Origin of the sequence: Paenibacillus sp. Leaf72 (assembly GCF_001422685.1) — a bacterium.
GTDB lineage: Bacteria > Bacillota > Bacilli > Paenibacillales > Paenibacillaceae > Pristimantibacillus.
The window spans coordinates 139481-155917 of the sequence record NZ_LMLV01000031.1 but is presented as its reverse complement, the minus strand read 5'-3'; the positions used below and the strand labels follow the sequence as shown (position 1 = coordinate 155917).

Below are 16437 nucleotides of genomic sequence, written 5' to 3'. Positions count from 1 at the left end.
AGCATCATAATGTTCGGGAATTTCTCCCGTTTTCTGAACTGAACGCTCACCTGCAAATCATACAACAATTGCTCTGAAGCAAAAAAACTGCTCATGAATTTAAACTGCCACTTCTGGATCGAGCAGTGACAGTTCAACGGCTGAATTTACCGTTAAACAGCCCTTGGGTTGATTCTCTTCACAACTGACTATCATTTCAAACAACTGCTGGATAGCCTCTTTGGCAGAATTTGAGCGATGAATGCGATTCGTAATATTTGAATTCAAAGTCAAAGTATATCGGTTCAAGACATCCATAAATAACTGATGCTTGTCTACGAACGTATCATAAAAGCTTCTTCTGTGAATACCCATGCCCTGGACAAGCCCCTGTATGGAGGTTTTTTCGTAGCCTTGACGCCAGAATAAGTCCATTGCCTTGTCTAATACCACGTTGATTTCAAACTCTTTGCTTCTCGCCATGATCATTCTCACGCCCTTTTGCTGCCCCACCTCCTGTCTGCAAATTCATATTATCATATTGAGAACGATAGGTAAAGTATTGTTTTGAATTGAGCTGCAGCCCGCAGCAATGGGGTTTATGTGTACATTACGGATTGCACGGTGAAGAAAATCGTTTCCATTTTATGGTTACTTTCCCTTCTATATGGTCACTAAAATATATAGGCATTTTACTAATGAATGACTGTACTTCCTCAAAAGTAAGTCTACTATACGAAGTTTTAACAACTAGGATAGATAGTTTATTAAAATCCTTTGAGTCTTGTAGACTTTCTTTTCTATAAAGATGAAATGGAAGATGTTGACATTTGATAGTTTTCTCTATCAATTGGATTCCCTTTTTATGATTTGAATGAAATAAAATTCGGAATTCTTCTGATGATGTAGAGTAAACGTTTATAATGGCTGGGGTGAATAATAACAAAGCTACAGTATGTAAGTAAGCCTTCACGCTATTTAGAACAAAACAACCGTCTCTTGTACACTAATGTGTGGAGAGGCGGTTGTTTGTTTTTTTCTTTTCTTTTCCCCCTTTGTGGCTGTGCGAGACTGGTTAGGATTAAATTCTAGCACGAAGATTCGGCCCTGACCGCCAATGGCAAGATATAGCATCAGCTCGCAGAGTACACCAAAGCTCTCCTTCAGGTGAAAGCCAGCCTTTAACACTGTACAGATTCTATCCCTCTTTCATACGTTCGATCTGTAAAATGCTGAGTGTGAATATAATTGTGTTTGACATCGCACCCGTGTCCATAACCTCAAGAAATTCGACAACACCGGTGAAGACATGGAGGATCTCATCTCCATTGGTACCATCGGGCTGATCAAGGCCATCGAAAGCTACCGCCCGAACAAGGGGACGAAGCTGGCTACTTTTGCTGCCGTTGTATAGAGAATGAAATCTTGATGCATTTGAGATCGCTTAAAAAGACCAAAAAGGACGTATCCCTGCATGACCCTATAGGGACGGACAAGGAAGGTAACGAGATCACCCTAATCGATATTCTTGGTTCCGATGCAGATGATATTGTTAAGGAAGTCGATCTGAAGATCGAGAAGAGCAAGATTTACCGCAATCTCGACATTCTGGATGACCGGGAGAAGGAAGTTGTAGTGGGCGGTTTGGCTTGGACACCGGCGGGGAAGAGCGGACGCAGCGGGAGATTGCGAAGGAGCTGGGGATCTCGCGGAGTTATGTGTCGCGGATTGAGAAAAGAGCACTGATGAAGCTGTATCATGAGTTTTATAAGGTGAAGCGGTAAGAAATGAAATGATAATTACAAAGTAATATTTTAAAATAAAAACGTTAAAAAACGACTTGTCTGCGGATAAGTTGCTTTTGTTTTTTAGGTGAACCCCTGATGAATGCGGATTAGTATATCCAACTGCTATATCTCTACGAAAAAAAGGGATTCACGATGAAGTTGGAATTCGACGAAGCTCCAAAAAGGGTTTGGACATTCTTGGTTTTAGAGAGAGTTCTTTTGCGGTTTTTTTGAATCCAACTAGAGGTTTGGATTCAGAGACCCTGTTTGATTAAACTCCAGATGCGTTCAAACCTGTCCTGGTAGTCTGGTAAATTCCAGGATTCTTTGAAGGACGGGAGGCTAAACACCGCAAACGCGGAGAGAATCGCTTCTGCCCGTTCCAAGTGGGGATCGTGATAGTCCATTAAGCCGTCAATAATTTGGTAGGAATCCCAGAGAACGTCACGTAATACCAGTGGATTGCTGTCAACATATTGCGTATTCAAGGCGAACATTTTGGCATTCTCTTTATAGGCACGTTTTTTTGCGTTAGCAAATGCCCAAAGCCAATCGTGGAGCAATTCCTGTGGATTAGCCATATTAGTCATGTCTATTTTGATTTGTTCTGAAATCATCCGGTTGAACCAGCTCTTCGACACGGCTGCCCAGAGCTCTTGCTTATTTTTAAAGTGTTTATAAAGCGCTGCGTGGGTGATACTTAATTCATCCGCAATTTGTGAGAGGGTCACTTCGGATTTTTCCGTGCGTTCAATTAATGTCTCCGCTGTTTCAATAATGAGCTCTTGTGTGATTTTAGCCACTGTGCTGCCAACCCTTCTTTCTTCAATAAATCCCCAATAATCGTTTATACACCTGCCTGTATTTTATCATATAAAACAATGAGTAACAATTGTTGACTTTTGTAACCTCTGGCATTATGCTTATCACATAAGTTACAAAAACAAATAAATGTTACTTATTATTCAGCGCATAGGAGGCTATTAATTATGAAAGCAGCACAGATTACCAAATATTCAAAAAAATTCATAGTAGAAGTCAATGATATTCCAGTCCCGGAAATAAGTGATAACGAAGTCTTGGTCAAGGTGAAAGCAGCGGCGGTTAATCATTTGGAATTGCTCATTGGTACCGGGAGCGTGAAGCTGATCCAGGATTATGAGTTCCCGTTGGTACTGGGTAACGAGCTGACAGGTGTTATAGAAAAGGTTGGTAAGAACGTCCAGGGATTTAAAGTTGGCGATGCAATTTACTCACGCCTGCCACTACAAAAAATCGGTGCCTTTGCGGAATACGCGGCGATTCATGCGGATGCCATCGGGCACTTGCCCGCTAATCTCGATTTTGTGACCGGTGCTGCTGCGCCATTAACAGGATTGACTGCTTATCAAGGTTTGCATGAAGAATTGGCTGCCAAAGCTGGCGAAAGCGTGTTTATTCCCGGGGGTTCTGGTTCATTTGGCCAAATGGCCATTCCTATCGCCAAAAGCATGGGGCTGAGGGTCATCGTTAGTGGAAATCCGCAAGCGCGTGAACGGACAATGGCGACTGGAGCAGACCAATATATTGATTACACGACTGAGAATTATTGGGAGCAGCTTAGTAATGTAGATTATGTGATGGATACGTTGGGACCAAGCGAATTTGATCATGAACTTTCCATTATTAAAGCAGGAGGTCGCCTTCTTTCTCTGCGGACCGGACCTAACAAACGTTTCGCCGAGCATATGGGCTTGCCAGGTTGGAAACAAAAGCTCTTCACCATTGCCGGGGCTAAGTATGATCACAAAGCGAAGAAAAAGAAGATTCAATATCATTTCATTTTTGTTCGCAGTGATGGCGAACAATTAAAGAAAATTACGAAGATTATTGAAGATAACGGGATTGTACCAGCGGTGGACCCGACTGAATTCCACATTGAAGATATTAATGAGGCTCTGAAGCTTGTTGCGACTGGTCATCCTAAAGGAAAAGTCATTATCCGATTTTAAGGGGAGCACCTAATGAAAGCTGCACAAATTTCTAGATATTCCAAAACACTTGAAGTGGAAATCAACTCAGTCGATGTTCCATCAATCACATCAACTCAGGTTCTGATCAAGACTAAGGCAGCCGGTGTTGATCCACACCTTGTCTTGGCGATTACAGGAAAAGTTAAGTTGTTCGATCATTACAACTTTCCATTGACTCTAGGCAACGAGTTGGCTGGAGTTGTGGTTGAAGTCGGTACCGGTGTCCAAAATTTCAAAACAGGTGATTTCGTGTACACTATGCCACCGCTAGATACAATGGGAGCGTTCGCTGAATATGTCGCAGTAGATGCATCTATTGTGGCTAAAATACCAGCTAATTATTCCTTTACAGAAGCAGCAGCCGTACCATTGTCTGCTTTGACGATCATCCAAGCACTAGATATTTTAGATGCTCAACAAGGCAGTAAATTATTTGTCTCTGGAGGTACGGGGGGCTTTGGACAGATTGCCATACCTTACGCGAAGTCACAAGGACTGTTTGTGACCGTCAGTGGTAGTGGATCAGCGCGTGATTTGGCCAATCGACTCGGTGCAGATGAGTTTATCGACTATGAAACGCAGGATTATACTCACATACTGAGAGGCTATGATTATGTTATTGATACCCGGGGCGCCAGTGAAATTAGTAAACAAATTAAAATATTAAAGCCCGGTGGTAAATTATTGTCGTTAAATGCTGGTCCCAATGCCCGTTTCGCTAAACGAAGCGCAGACTTGTCAACGGCGAAGAAGATTCTTTTCAGTTTACTGGGGTTGCCTTTTGATGGGCTAGCGAAATGGCATAATAAAAGTTATGATTTCATATACGTTCAACCAAGTGGCAAGCAATTAGCAGCTTTCACACAGTATCTTGAAAAAGCAAAATCTAAGCCGGTAATTGATTCTGAGTACCCCTTTGATCAAGTGAATGCCGCAATTACTAAAATTGCGACAGGCCATAGTCAAGGGAAAGTCATATTGAAAGTAGATGATGAAGAATGAAATTGAATAATAGAACGATACTGGTGACAGGCGGCACGTCTGGAATTGGCTCTGCTTTTGCAAAACGTTTTCATGAGATGGGAAACACAGTGATCATCACAGGGCGCTCACAAAAACGCATTGATCAAGCAGTAAAGAACAATCCTGGAATCATTGGGATGGTAGCTGATGTTAGTGATGCTAAAAGCGTTGAGCAACTTGCCAAAGAATTAGCTAAACATTATTCCAAACTGGATATTGTTTTCAATAATGCTGGTATCATAAACGAGTTTGACTTATTCGATGAAAGTATTACCTACGAGTATCTTATTTCAGAAATCAACACAAACTTGAATGGTACAATATATGTGACCAAGGCTTTGTTGCCACTATTAGCCAAACAAAGAGAGGCAATGATTGTTAACGTTACTTCACTACTTGCTAATATTACAGTAGCCAACGCACCGACTTATTCTGCAACGAAGGCTGGCATACACATGTTCAGTGATGCATTACGTGAGCAAATCCGTTACAAAGGAAAAAATATTCATGTGGTGGAGCTTTGTCCACCAGTTATTTCTGAAACCAATCTCACGGACACTTATGATGAAGGATTGATGAATAAATTGATCTCTTTCCCCTTAACAAAGCTTGTTAATGTTGGTATTAAAGGCATGTTGAGAAATAAACTACGCGTGAACGTAGGTTTTACCAAAGTTATGCGCTTTTCAATGAAGTTCGCCCCGGATTTTATCACGCATACTTGGGGTCAAATGATTCTTAAGCAAAGTAATAAGAAAAACTAATCTTATACATTTTTTACGGACTATAGTTCGTTTTCATTGCTTGTGATATTGAATGGATTAGCAATAACATTTTTATTCTTTACCGATCGTTCTCAATATGTTATATTGAATACGGGAGGAGGGAACCAGAATGGCACGTTACAAAGAATTTGAAGAAAATGTAGTACTAGATAAGGCAATGAAGCTCTTTTGGGAACAAGGCTATGAAAAGACATCAATGACGGATCTAGTTGAGCATATGGGTATCCATCGGAGAAGTTTGTATGACACCTTTGGCGACAAACATACGTTGTTTCTGAAAGCAATGGATCGATTTCGAACTAAAGTAAATAGCGAGCTTGCAGGAGTAGTTAAAGGCTCTGAGACGGCTGTTGAGGCTCTTCAATTGATTATTAGTTACATGATATATGGGAATGAAGATTCACCTTCTGGTTGTTTAATGGTGAATTCTGCCGTGGAATTAGCTATGCGCGATGTAGATGTGGATTCAAAGGCCACTGAATCATTTACACTAGCAGAGCAACTGTTCAAGGATATTATTTTGTGGGGACAGGAGAATGGAGAATTAAACCTAGATTATGATGCCTCAGTACTGGCAGAACATCTGAATGTGGTGGGTATTGGGTTGAGGGCAATGGCGAGAACTTCCATTCCTAAAGAGAACCTGCAACGTACAGCCAACATCTCTATAAAACTTTTAACTAAATAGTTATAGGTTAATTGTCCTTTATGTATCAATGTTTATAATTTTTAGAGTTTATAATTTTTAGAATGATCGTTTTAATATATTGAACCAACAAAGTTTTCTTCTTGAAGAGACCCTTCTTTTTACCAAATATAGAATGATCATTCTTGTATTATAAAACATATCCCTCCATCTAATAAGAAATTGTATCTTCGTAATGAGAAGAATCCAGAAAATGTTGTTTTGGAATTGGAATACTATACTACAAAATAAAAAGGAGTAATAAAAATGAAAATTTCTGAACAAGTCGCATTTGTCACTGGTGCCAACCGAGGTCTTGGTCGATATCTAACGCTAGAACTTCTGTCCAGAGGAGCAAAAGTTTATGCAGCAGCAAGAAATCCAGAATCTATTGATATCCCAGGTGTAATCCCCGTGAAACTGGATATTACTAATCCTCAAGAGGTGATTGAAGCTGCTAAGATCGCTCAGGATGTAACACTTCTAATAAACAATGCGGGGTCGTCAACAGGTGCTTCTTTACTTGAAGGAGATCTAGATCAAATACACTTAGAATTTAACACGCATTTCTTTGGTACTCTTTCTATGGTTCGTTCTTTTGCACCACTTATAACTAAAAATGGCGGTGGTTCGATTCTGAATATTCTTTCCTTATTGTCTTGGTACAGTTCGGGTACTGTGGGCGCTTATACGGCTGCAAAAGCTGCAGAATGGGCATTGACGAACGACCTACGTTTAAATCTCCACTCTCAAAATATTCGAGTAGCGGGGTTACATGTGGGCTATATGGAGACAGACATGACATCGGGCTTAGAAGTTCCCAAAGTTAACCCCTTGGACGTTGCAAAAGCAGCGATTGATGGTATAGAATCTGACAATTTTGAAATTATTGCGGATGATGCTAGTCGTCAAGTACAAGGTGGACTTGCCGGTGGTGTAGCTGCACTATACCCCCAACTTTCCTAAAATAAGGGGCAGTAATAATAAGGAATTTCACTTAAAAACAGAACAAAGGAGACAATAAAAATGATAATTTCTGAACAAGTCGCATTTGTTACTGGAGCAAACCGGGGATTTGGCCGCCATCTTGCCCTTGAACTTCTATCAAGAGGGGCGAAAGTGTATGCAGGTGCAAGAAACCCGGAGACTATTGATATTCCAGGTGTTACACCAGTTAAGTTGGATATTACCAACCCTCAAGAAGTTGCAGCTGCTGCTATGATCGCTCAGGATGTTACCGTGCTAATTAACAATGCAGGCTCATCAACAGGGGCGTCTTTACTAGACGGTGATTCTGAAAAAATAGGTTTGGAATTTAATACACACTTTTTCGGTACACTGTCCATGGTTCGGGAATTTGCACCGATCATAGAGAAAAACGGGGGAGGATCAATTTTGAATATTCTTTCCGGATTATCATGGTTTAGTTCGGGAACTTTAGGCGCGTATACGGCTGCAAAGGCTGCAGAGTGGGCATTAACGAATGATTTACGATTAAATTTATATCCACGCAATGTAAGAGTAGCTGGTCTACATGTTGGCTTTATGGAGACAGACATGACTGCCAACGTAGACATGCCTAAATCCAATCCTGCAGATATCGCGAAAATAGCTATTGACGGTATAGAATCTGGCAGCTTTGAAATTATCGCAGATGAAATTAGTCGTAAGCTACAAGGTGCACTTGCAGGTGGGGTATCAGCGTTATACCCACAACTTTCTAAATAAAAAACTAATTTAAACTACAGAGGAGTTGTTTGAAATGAGTAAATTGTGGACTAAAACAAAAATCGGAAAAATGGAATTGCCTCATCGTTTAGCTATGGCACCAATGACACGTAGCAGAGCAGAAGAGGACGGTACACCAGGTGAACTAAGCTCCCTTTACTATGCTCAAAGAGCATCTATGGGGTTAATCATTAGTGAAGGCACACAACCTTCTGATGATGGGCAAGGTTACTTGAATTCACCTGGTATCTATACTGAAAAGCATATAGAAGGTTGGAATAAGATTACGAATGCAGTGCATAAAGCTGATGGTTATATATTTATCCAATTAATGCATGTGGGCCGCATGTCGCATCCAGATAATACACCCCATCATCGTCAACCTGTTGCTCCATCTGCAATCGCGCCAGGTGTGGAGATGTTCACCGCTAAAGGAATGCAGGATATCCCGGTTCCGCGGGAGTTAAGTAAAGAGGATATTCAAACAACCATTGCTGATTTCCGAAAAGCAGCAGCAGCGGCTATAAAAGCAGGAGCAGATGGCGTCGAAATTCATGGAGCGAATGGTTATCTGATTAATCAGTTTCTTGGAGAGAATTCAAATACACGGACAGACGAATATGGAGGCTCTATAGAAAATCGTAGTCGCTTCGCGATCGAAGTAGCGAAAGCTATTATCGAAGAAATTGGAGCAGAAAGAACCGGCTTCCGTATTTCGCCAGGAACACCTCTTGGAGGAATACAAGATGGGGAACAAGGTCCTGAACTTTATCTCCACCTCGTAAAGGAATTAGCTCAATTGGATTTAGCTTACCTTCATGTCATGCATCTTGGAAATGAGAAGCTTCTCCAAGACATTCGCACAAACTGGACAAACGCATTATTGGTCAACAGAGCAGGGCGTGCTATTGATGATATTAGTGTAGATATTGATAGTGGCACAGCTGATCTGGTACCCGTTGGTGTATGGTCTTTGGCTAATCCAGATTTTGTGGAACGTCTCAAAGTAGGGTTCCCTTTAAATGAAGTTGATCGTAATACTTTATATGCTGGTACCGGAAGTAAGGGTTATACAGATTATCCTACGATGGATGAAGTGAAAGCTCAAAGGCAGTAACACAGCAGTAAGAACATAAATACCACATGGCGTGCCACTGTAATGGCACGCCATGTGGTATTGTAGATGTCGGGGGACAAGAACATATTCCCATTGAAAGTCACTAATTTAGCGGCTTTTTTTGTTTTATCGCAAGTTCGTGTCCCGAGCCAAGGACAAGAACTTGTACCGATTGCCGTAATGGAAAAGATTATAGTCCGATTACCGATTAGGCATATGTCTAATCGATTTTCGCCAGCTAATTCATTTAGCTGACGGTCAGGATAGCGTAACTATGGCGATTTGAAAAACTGGAACCGCAATCAATATACTCATTTTGAGCATCGGTAATTGCCAGTTTTGAGTATACTCTAAAGATTTTCTACTTTCATGTCCCGGAATAAGGTTGAATAAGTGCGTCATCTATGCCCTGCTTTTTTCGCGAGGTTAATAGAATGTGACGTAATGAGGAGAAAGGTTTTGAGATAAATTGGCCTCCTTTGAATATTTTCCCAAAATCTTGCGGATTCCCCTGTTTGTGTACTTTTTCTTCCATGAGGACTCAAACAAATAGGCCGCTTGCTTATTTTTCATAGTATCAGCGTGCATGGCCAGCAACTCTTTGAAATTATGAGGAAATGGAACAATGCGGTCTTTTTTAGTCCAGTGTGATCTTATTTTCAAAACGGGGTTCAACTGATCCGTTGCATAGAAAATTTATTTCCAATTCCTCCGACAACGGTTTTTCTTGATAAGGCTGATACCAAAAATATGCATCCGGACCGTGCAGTTGTACTTGATAAGGTCTCTCTGGCGATGATGGGATCAAAATACCCAGCGTGCCTAATACATCAGGAAACTCCTTGCGGTTCATTGATCCAACAGCTGAAACAAAAGAGTGATTCGTTAAATAATGACCGATGGCTCGCCCCCGGATTCCCGAATGAAGCAACAGACGTGGGGTTTCGAATGTGCTTTTCGATAATACGACCGTCTTTGCTTTAAGAACATAAGCTTTTTTGTCCGGAGATATAGCTTTTACACCGGTAACATACCCATTCTCTTCGAACACTTGGACCCGCCCGGGCCTTGACAGCCAAATCGTAAGGTCTGTTGTTCATCGCTTCAGCCAGAAAGGAGGTAGAACTGAAAAATACATCGGAAGGAACCTGCCCATATGCGGTTGGCTGCAGGTTGGCGGCGATCGGAGTAGTCGTGGCTGTGGGAAACCCGTTTTGATGCAGTCGATTCCGCAAAATGTCAGTGAACGAAGAACCATCGGTATATCTGTTCGTGACGCTCATGACCTGTTCGGCGATGGAATAATAAGCTTCCATTTCCTGAATTGGAATAGGCCAATATTCTAATTGATGTAGGTCCATACGGGGGCTAATTCCATTCCAGAATAACGTTTTTCCCCCAAGGGTCAAATTTCGCCTTGCTCCTGAAAATTCCGGAAGTGAACCCATTAAAGGTTTTGATACATATTGGAAATATCTTTGCACCCGTTCGCTATTCATAGAGGGAATATTGGCCGCATTCGTCGGCAGCAAAAGGTCTCCGCTTCAATGACGCCAATCCGTTTATTGCTTTTTTGCCTCTGTTCGCATAATCGCCAAATGACAGTCCCTCCTCCTGCGCCAGTACCGACGATGAGGACATCATATTCGATGTCGGCCATTTGTTCCAATGAGGTAAGGGGAAGCCAATGATTTAAATATATTGGCGGAGTCAATGGCGGTGGGCAAGAGGGAGAGTGGTACTTTGGTGTTTTCGTTGCAGGTGAGTAAGGAAGGTAGACCGGTTTACCGGTTATGTTCTGATCGGGATTTGCAATGTGCGAATTCAGGGAGATAAGATTTTCTGTTTGCACATCGTTTTTGTACGCGATTGTTCTTAAGGTTTCTCCCTCATGAGCAATCCAGATTCTCATCGTGATCTCCACCTTTTGACCAAATCTTTTTAGATATATGCAGATTGTGATGAAAAAATGTCATTCTATGCTAAATGCAGAAGCAGATCATGGAACGGAGACCTGTACATGCTTACTGCTGCAAACAGTAAGCATGATTTGCCGTTTTATCCAAGACTTCAGCCCGCATCGCGCCACGACGCCGTAAGCTTTGTTGTCAGTTCGGTTGAATTTTCGCAACGTTTCACCTTGATCATGCTGGACAAGATGATGCTCGATGCCGCTCATGATGTAGCGGCTATCTATGAACTGCTTCAGCATCAAGGCGTCAAACCATTTATTGATCTGAACAAACATGAACCATTATTTCCAACTTGGGCGAGTGACTGCTACGATCTCATGAGGAACTATAAGCATACTAAGAGAAAAAAGAGACAATCGTTAGAAAACGATTATCTCTCATCGGAATAATTGATGTTAAAAGGTTAAGTTAATGAAGTTGTTTAAACACAAGGATTTCCGAGTGTTTGAAGGCCTTTTTCTATATCTGGATAATGATGATTTGAGGGCGTGGTCACACGTTTGGTCACGCTAAACTAGGATACTCATGTTATGAGAGGCCCCGGGACGAAGGCTTAAAAAACATCATTCAACGTTTATTTCCACTCTGCAACATCGGCAATCGGCTTTCGTGTTGAAGGGCGGCCATCAGAATCTGCCTTACCGATGGATACCAGCATAACCGAAACGTAACGTTCCTTGTCCAATCCAAATATTTCAGCAATGTTCTCCTTATCATACCCACCCATGGCACAAGTGTCATAACCGTAAGAACGCGCAACCAGCATTAACTGCATAGCCACCAGTCCGCCATCGGTTAAGGCCACGTCTTTACGAAAATGATCCGGGCTATTGCTATAATGAATATTGATAGCCTCAAGGATATATTCTTTCACAGATTCAGTCATTGACCCCTGTTTTACTTCTGCATTGAAAATTTCTGGCGCACTCGCAACATGCTCTAGGTCACCAAAAATTGCAATTACAGCAGATGAAGTTACTATCTGTTGTTCATTGTATTGTTGCCCATTGAATATGGCCAAAGGCAGCAATTTGGATTTAGCCTCTTCGCTTTCAATGACCAGGAAACGCCATGACTGCAAATTATAGGACGAGGGAGCCTTGGTCGCCTTGGTTAATATATCCTTCATTTCATCGCGGCTAATCTTAACAGAAGTATCGTATTTCTTAATCGCCCTACGTTCAAAAACAATTTTGTTGAAATCGTTTATCCGATTTCCATGCTCATGTAAATTCATGCTTCTATTCTCCTTTTTTGTTGGATTTATATTCGATTGCAGGAACATCATACCGCGAGAACTAAGGGTCAACTAGTACGGTGTTTATGCTACTATAAAAACTATTACCTTAACTTAACTCACACGAAATCCGATAAAACAAATGCATTCGTTATAAGATTCTGGTACAATTTATTAAGCATAGATCATTGGAAAGGGGATGCGACTCTTGAATGACGAACTGCGGCGTAAGGAGCTTGCTGAATTTTTGAAAAACCGTCGCAACAGGACAAGACCAGAACAAGTTGGACTGAGTAACAACTCTAATTCTCATAGAAGAACTAAGGGCCTTCGCCGGGAGGAAGTGGCGGTTTTGTCCGGAATCTCAGTGTCTTGGTACACATCCCTTGAACAAGGGAGAGACGTGCGTATATCAGATAGTGTCATCGAAAGCTTGGCCCGTACTTTAAAGTTAAGTCGTGATGAAAGAGCTCATCTCTATGTCATAGCGGATCGCAAGATCCCTCTTGAATCGGTTTCAGATGCGTCATATCTGCAAATATCCACCCCTGTGCTTCAACGCATCGTTGATCAATATATACATCTGCCAGCCTACGCCATTGACGGTCAGTGGAATCTGTTAGTTTGGAATCAGACAGCCATTGAAGTATTTGGATTGCAGTCTAACAAGATGAAAAACTGTTCGGGAAATCTGATCTGGTTAATGTTCAACGACCCCGTTGTACGAGGCCGTTATGCGGACTGGGAAGACTCGGCCCGAAAGCTACTCGCAGCTTTTCGTTACACTTTTGCTCGGCGGACGGAAGATCCCTACATCATTGAAATTATTAAGAAGCTTTTGGAAGTGAACGAAGACTTCAAAACGATTTGGGAACTCCATGACGTCCAGTGTTTTCGGGATGATAACCATTTTAAAATACAGCATCCCTCTGCAGGTGAAATTAATGTTCGTTCCAACACGTTTTATGCAGGGGAATACGACGATGTTACCCTCATTTTGTATACACCTGAAGACGATATGGATGAGAAAAATTTGATAAATTTAGGAGCATTCAGGCCAATAAATTCATTGAACCCCTGATTATTTGATGATACACTGTTTGACCAGCCATTTCTTTTAGACGCAGAGAAAATTAAGTGGATGCTTCATCGAAAAGAACGATTTACATTTTCATCCCCTCATGCCATTGAGGATTCAGCCGAAATATGGAACCAGCTTAGAAAGGACACGAATCAGACCGTTGAATTTATTGAAGGCTGTAACGATGAGGAACTTTATATGCACTATGCCTTTGATCAGTGGATGGAAAGGCAGAAACCAAGAAATCCATGGGCTCGATATGCTGACGATGGAGTCATACACTGTTGGAAGAAAGCAGAAGCTGAACAACTCCTTGAGGAGTTGAAAAGTCGAATGAAAACCTGCAAATTGGAAATACACCCGGATAAAACCAGAATCGTATATTGTAGAAGTGATCGATATCAAGGAGGACATGAGTATGAAGATTTTACCTTCCTAGGATACACGTTTCGCAAACGGTATATGAGAAACAAGCAAGGGGAATTTTTCAATGGTTTTTCACCGGCAGCCAGCAAAAGTGCAGGACAAGTATTGCGAGAGCGCATACGTAACATACGTACTTGCAATAAATCGGTTTCCATAGAGGAATTAGCTAAGTTAGTGAATCCTGTAATACGTGGTTGGTTCAACTATTTCTCGAAGTTTGCTGCTGGCTCAGCCAAAAGAATCCTGACTTATGTAAACCTCACTATAGCCAGATGGACGAAGTCCAAGTACAAGTCGATGAAGGGGAGCACGCTAAAGGCAATGAGATTTTTGAAACGTATTGCAAAGTGCAACCCGAATCTCTTTTACCACTCATAGACATGTTCACAAAACCCGTATTTTATACATATGTACATAAGTAGACTCAAAGCCTTACCACGTTCGGTCCATCCGTAACGTTCTGTCGGAGGACAAGAAAAAGCGGTCAAACTTACATCCCTTTTACTCGAAGAAAAAATCTTCATTCTAAAAAAACTTTTTACTGCAAAAAATTTCATCACAAAAAATAGAACAACCGATGGAAAATCAGGAGTGGTTACCTGTATTCCATCGGTTGTAAGAGACAACTTATGAAAGAAGACGAGTTTAAACCCCTCTTCAAACTTGGCAGCTTATTTTCTGCTCGAAAATGGTTTCAATCATGGAGTGACTTAGCAAGACTTCTTATATTCAACTGATCAAGTATCGGGATCAGTCTCCACTCGAAATCGTTCTGCTGTATATTTCTTTTTTGTTTATCATTCCGTTCAAATTAAAAGATCTTATTCGTTCTCCAATTCATAATCTTTCAAAGCATCTTGACACTGCTAATCCGCACTAAAGAAACCACCAATTGACCGAAGAAGTAACATAAACCAGTTTTCTTTCTCCACTGTTCGCTCAGTGATTAAATCAACAGTTCTTAATTGTACGACGCTTTGCCCTTTGACTACGTAAGTAAATGTCGCCGTTCCAGCTTTTGTACCAGCTACTACAGGGGCAGCGAGCCCACCTGGAACTAAATTGACTGTAGCAATAGGTTGTGTAGATACATCTGATTTCGGGAGAATAAAATAAACATCATCTTTTGTTACTATCTGAACATTTTTTTCTTTCCCGCCCTTGACAGGAGATGTTTCCATCCCAGTGACTAAACTCCCAGCAGGAATTACTTGATTCATTGTAAAGTGATTGAATCCATAGTCTAATACCTTTGCCGTCTCTTCGAAGCGGCTCCCCATCGATGGAGTCCCCATGACAACACTGATTAAACGCATACCATTGCGCTCTGCAGTTCCGGTAAAGCAATAGCCTGCGCTTTTGGTATATCCTGTCTTGAGCCCATCCAAGCCCTCATAAGCATAACTCGGAATAGCTTTGTTAGTCTCTAGCATCCGGTTTGAATTGACAATTGGATCTTTATCGGACTTACGCATCTTGTAAAATGGAATGGATGTGACATCAGCATAATCTGGTTCATCTTGAATAAGGTTTTTCGCCAATGTGGCCACGTCTTTTGCTGACATCAGCGTTTCTCCCATTTCATCAGGGCGAAAGCCTTCTGGCATGTCGGCGCGGCTCAGTCCGGTAGCATTGATAAAATGGGTTTTAGTCAGTTCCATGCGTTTGGCTTCCTCATTCATAAGTGTTACAAAGTTCTGTTCTGTGCCCGATACATGCTCAGAAAGAGCAATCGCAGCATCATTCGCGGATCCCACCGCCATTGCGGTGTACAGTTCTTTTACCGTATGCTGATCTCCTTCTGCAAGAAATGCACGGGTACCTACGCTTTTAGATGCATGATCGCTGACTGTAACGATGTCATCCCAGGATAGTTCTCCTGTTCTAACTTTTTTGGCAACAATGTACTCTGTCATCATTTTGACCATACTTGCCGGCGCAAAGCCCTGATCGGCATTGATGGACAATAGAACATCTCCTGTAGTTTGTTCAATGAGAATGGCGGATTTAACATTAAGATGCAATGATTCCACAGTCGGTATGTCAGACATCCCCGATGAGTTAAGTGTTCCTTGGTTCGTGGCTGAAACTGAGAGCGGTAACACATATATTGCCAGTATACAAACGACGATTACTGTGATTAATGGTTTGAATATTCTAAAAATCAATGTTCTCTATCCTCATTTCTGATCATTGGACGTTCCAAATCGATGTGTCCCATTAAGCTTTCTTTATGTTCTCCATCAACCAATAGTTCAATAGAGCTCACCTCACCAAATTGAAAAAATGTATGTTTTAGCGCTTCAATGGCGAACTGCTCTCCACCTGAGCCAAGCAGGGCTGTCGGGGGAACATGAAGATCAAGTATAATGTTTCCATGCGACACTTCAAGCTTGTTTAAGATTATCTCATCTTTCCACATCGGTATATTGCGATATATGAAAATTATAGAACTGAATGATTTAATGTCAACCTTAATTTTTTTCTAGTCTTAAGAAATTCTTTAGAAATTACTTACCCCGTTCTTCAGGATTTGTTTTTTATGATGGATTTAAGTGAAGCAATGAAACTTGCTTTACTGTGTTTGAATGACCGTTGGAAAAC

17 protein-coding genes and 1 pseudogene are annotated in these 16437 nt (G+C 41.4%); 11 read left to right on the top strand and 7 right to left on the bottom strand.

The genetic code is table 11. The annotated features are described in order from the left end of the window. Positions 1–99 precede the first annotated feature (99 nt). Complete coding sequence (locus tag ASF12_RS36370; RefSeq protein ID WP_327204940.1) at positions 100–462, bottom strand: TetR/AcrR family transcriptional regulator; 363 nt, start codon at positions 460–462, stop codon at positions 100–102. A 790-nt stretch (positions 463–1252) separates the two neighbouring features. Between ASF12_RS36370 and sigK the strand changes: the two are divergent. Next, positions 1253–1763, top strand: a pseudogene (gene sigK, locus ASF12_RS24115) (RNA polymerase sporulation sigma factor SigK); the annotation flags it as partial. Positions 1764–2020: 257 nt separating this feature from the next. On the opposite strand, the gene ASF12_RS24110 reads toward sigK, so the two are convergent. Further along, on the bottom strand, positions 2021–2569 hold the full coding sequence (locus ASF12_RS24110; RefSeq protein ID WP_056040362.1) for a TetR/AcrR family transcriptional regulator: 549 nt from the start codon (positions 2567–2569) through the stop codon (positions 2021–2023). Between the two features lie 186 nt (positions 2570–2755). Here ASF12_RS24110 and ASF12_RS24105 point away from each other — a divergent pair, with 186 nt between their 5' ends. The 7 genes from ASF12_RS24105 to ASF12_RS24075 all read left to right on the top strand — a co-directional run bounded on the left by ASF12_RS24105 (position 2756) and on the right by ASF12_RS24075 (position 9116). Further along, the gene (locus ASF12_RS24105) at positions 2756–3757 is read left to right on the top strand and encodes an NADP-dependent oxidoreductase (protein WP_046230981.1); all 1002 of its coding nucleotides are present in this window, start codon (positions 2756–2758) and stop codon (positions 3755–3757) included. 12 nt (positions 3758–3769) lie between these two features. Then, entirely contained in the window at positions 3770–4780 is a 1011-nt protein-coding gene (locus ASF12_RS24100; protein WP_056040360.1) for an NADP-dependent oxidoreductase, read from the top strand. Then, positions 4777–5565 carry an SDR family oxidoreductase gene (locus ASF12_RS24095; RefSeq protein WP_056040358.1) on the top strand — a complete coding sequence of 263 codons (789 nt, stop codon included), beginning with the start codon at positions 4777–4779 and terminating at the stop codon, positions 5563–5565. Before ASF12_RS24100 ends, ASF12_RS24095 begins: the two co-directional genes overlap by 4 nt. 130 nt (positions 5566–5695) lie before the next feature. Beyond that, a complete protein-coding gene (locus tag ASF12_RS24090; protein WP_056040356.1) occupies positions 5696–6274 on the top strand; it encodes a TetR/AcrR family transcriptional regulator in 579 nt (192 codons plus the stop codon). 264 nt (positions 6275–6538) lie between these two features. Continuing rightward, on the top strand, positions 6539–7237 hold the full coding sequence (locus ASF12_RS24085; RefSeq protein ID WP_056040355.1) for an SDR family oxidoreductase: 699 nt from the start codon (positions 6539–6541) through the stop codon (positions 7235–7237). Between the two features lie 60 nt (positions 7238–7297). Beyond that, positions 7298–7999, top strand: a complete 702-nt coding sequence (locus ASF12_RS24080; RefSeq protein ID WP_056040353.1) for an SDR family oxidoreductase — start codon at positions 7298–7300, stop codon at positions 7997–7999. 34 nt (positions 8000–8033) lie between these two features. After that, positions 8034–9116, top strand: a complete 1083-nt coding sequence (locus ASF12_RS24075; protein WP_046230975.1) for an alkene reductase — start codon at positions 8034–8036, stop codon at positions 9114–9116. Positions 9117–9753: 637 nt separating this feature from the next. Here ASF12_RS24075 and ASF12_RS24065 read toward each other — a convergent pair. Together ASF12_RS24065 and ASF12_RS24060 are read right to left on the bottom strand one after the other, a co-directional pair. Next, positions 9754–10167 carry a GMC family oxidoreductase N-terminal domain-containing protein gene (locus ASF12_RS24065; RefSeq protein WP_056040351.1) on the bottom strand — a complete coding sequence of 138 codons (414 nt, stop codon included), beginning with the start codon at positions 10165–10167 and terminating at the stop codon, positions 9754–9756. Positions 10168–10611: 444 nt separating this feature from the next. Next, positions 10612–11028, bottom strand: a complete 417-nt coding sequence (locus ASF12_RS24060) for a LysM peptidoglycan-binding domain-containing protein (RefSeq protein ID WP_056040349.1) — start codon at positions 11026–11028, stop codon at positions 10612–10614. Between the two features lie 108 nt (positions 11029–11136). Here ASF12_RS24060 and ASF12_RS35290 point away from each other — a divergent pair, with 108 nt between their 5' ends. Continuing rightward, a complete protein-coding gene (locus ASF12_RS35290; RefSeq protein WP_056040347.1) occupies positions 11137–11478 on the top strand; it encodes a hypothetical protein in 342 nt (113 codons plus the stop codon). Between the two features lie 185 nt (positions 11479–11663). Here the strand turns inward: ASF12_RS35290 and ASF12_RS24050 are convergent, their stop codons facing one another. Continuing rightward, complete coding sequence (locus tag ASF12_RS24050) at positions 11664–12326, bottom strand: nitroreductase family protein (protein WP_056040346.1); 663 nt, start codon at positions 12324–12326, stop codon at positions 11664–11666. Positions 12327–12534: 208 nt separating this feature from the next. On the opposite strand from ASF12_RS24050, the gene ASF12_RS24045 reads away from it, so the two are divergent. Next, complete coding sequence (locus ASF12_RS24045) at positions 12535–13407, top strand: helix-turn-helix transcriptional regulator (protein ID WP_056040343.1); 873 nt, start codon at positions 12535–12537, stop codon at positions 13405–13407. A 60-nt stretch (positions 13408–13467) separates the two neighbouring features. Next, positions 13468–14211: a group II intron maturase-specific domain-containing protein gene (locus ASF12_RS24040; protein WP_056040341.1), complete on the top strand. Its 744-nt coding sequence runs from the start codon at positions 13468–13470 to the stop codon at positions 14209–14211. Positions 14212–14699: 488 nt separating this feature from the next. On the opposite strand, the gene ASF12_RS24035 is transcribed toward ASF12_RS24040, so the two are convergent. Together ASF12_RS24035 and ASF12_RS24030 are read right to left on the bottom strand one after the other, a co-directional pair. Next, on the bottom strand, positions 14700–16001 hold the full coding sequence (locus tag ASF12_RS24035) for a D-alanyl-D-alanine carboxypeptidase family protein (protein WP_056040340.1): 1302 nt from the start codon (positions 15999–16001) through the stop codon (positions 14700–14702). Beyond that, a complete protein-coding gene (locus tag ASF12_RS24030) occupies positions 15998–16255 on the bottom strand; it encodes a GerMN domain-containing protein (protein ID WP_056040337.1) in 258 nt (85 codons plus the stop codon). The genes ASF12_RS24035 and ASF12_RS24030 overlap by 4 nt, the downstream gene beginning before the upstream one ends. Between the last annotated feature and the right edge of the window lie 182 nt (positions 16256–16437).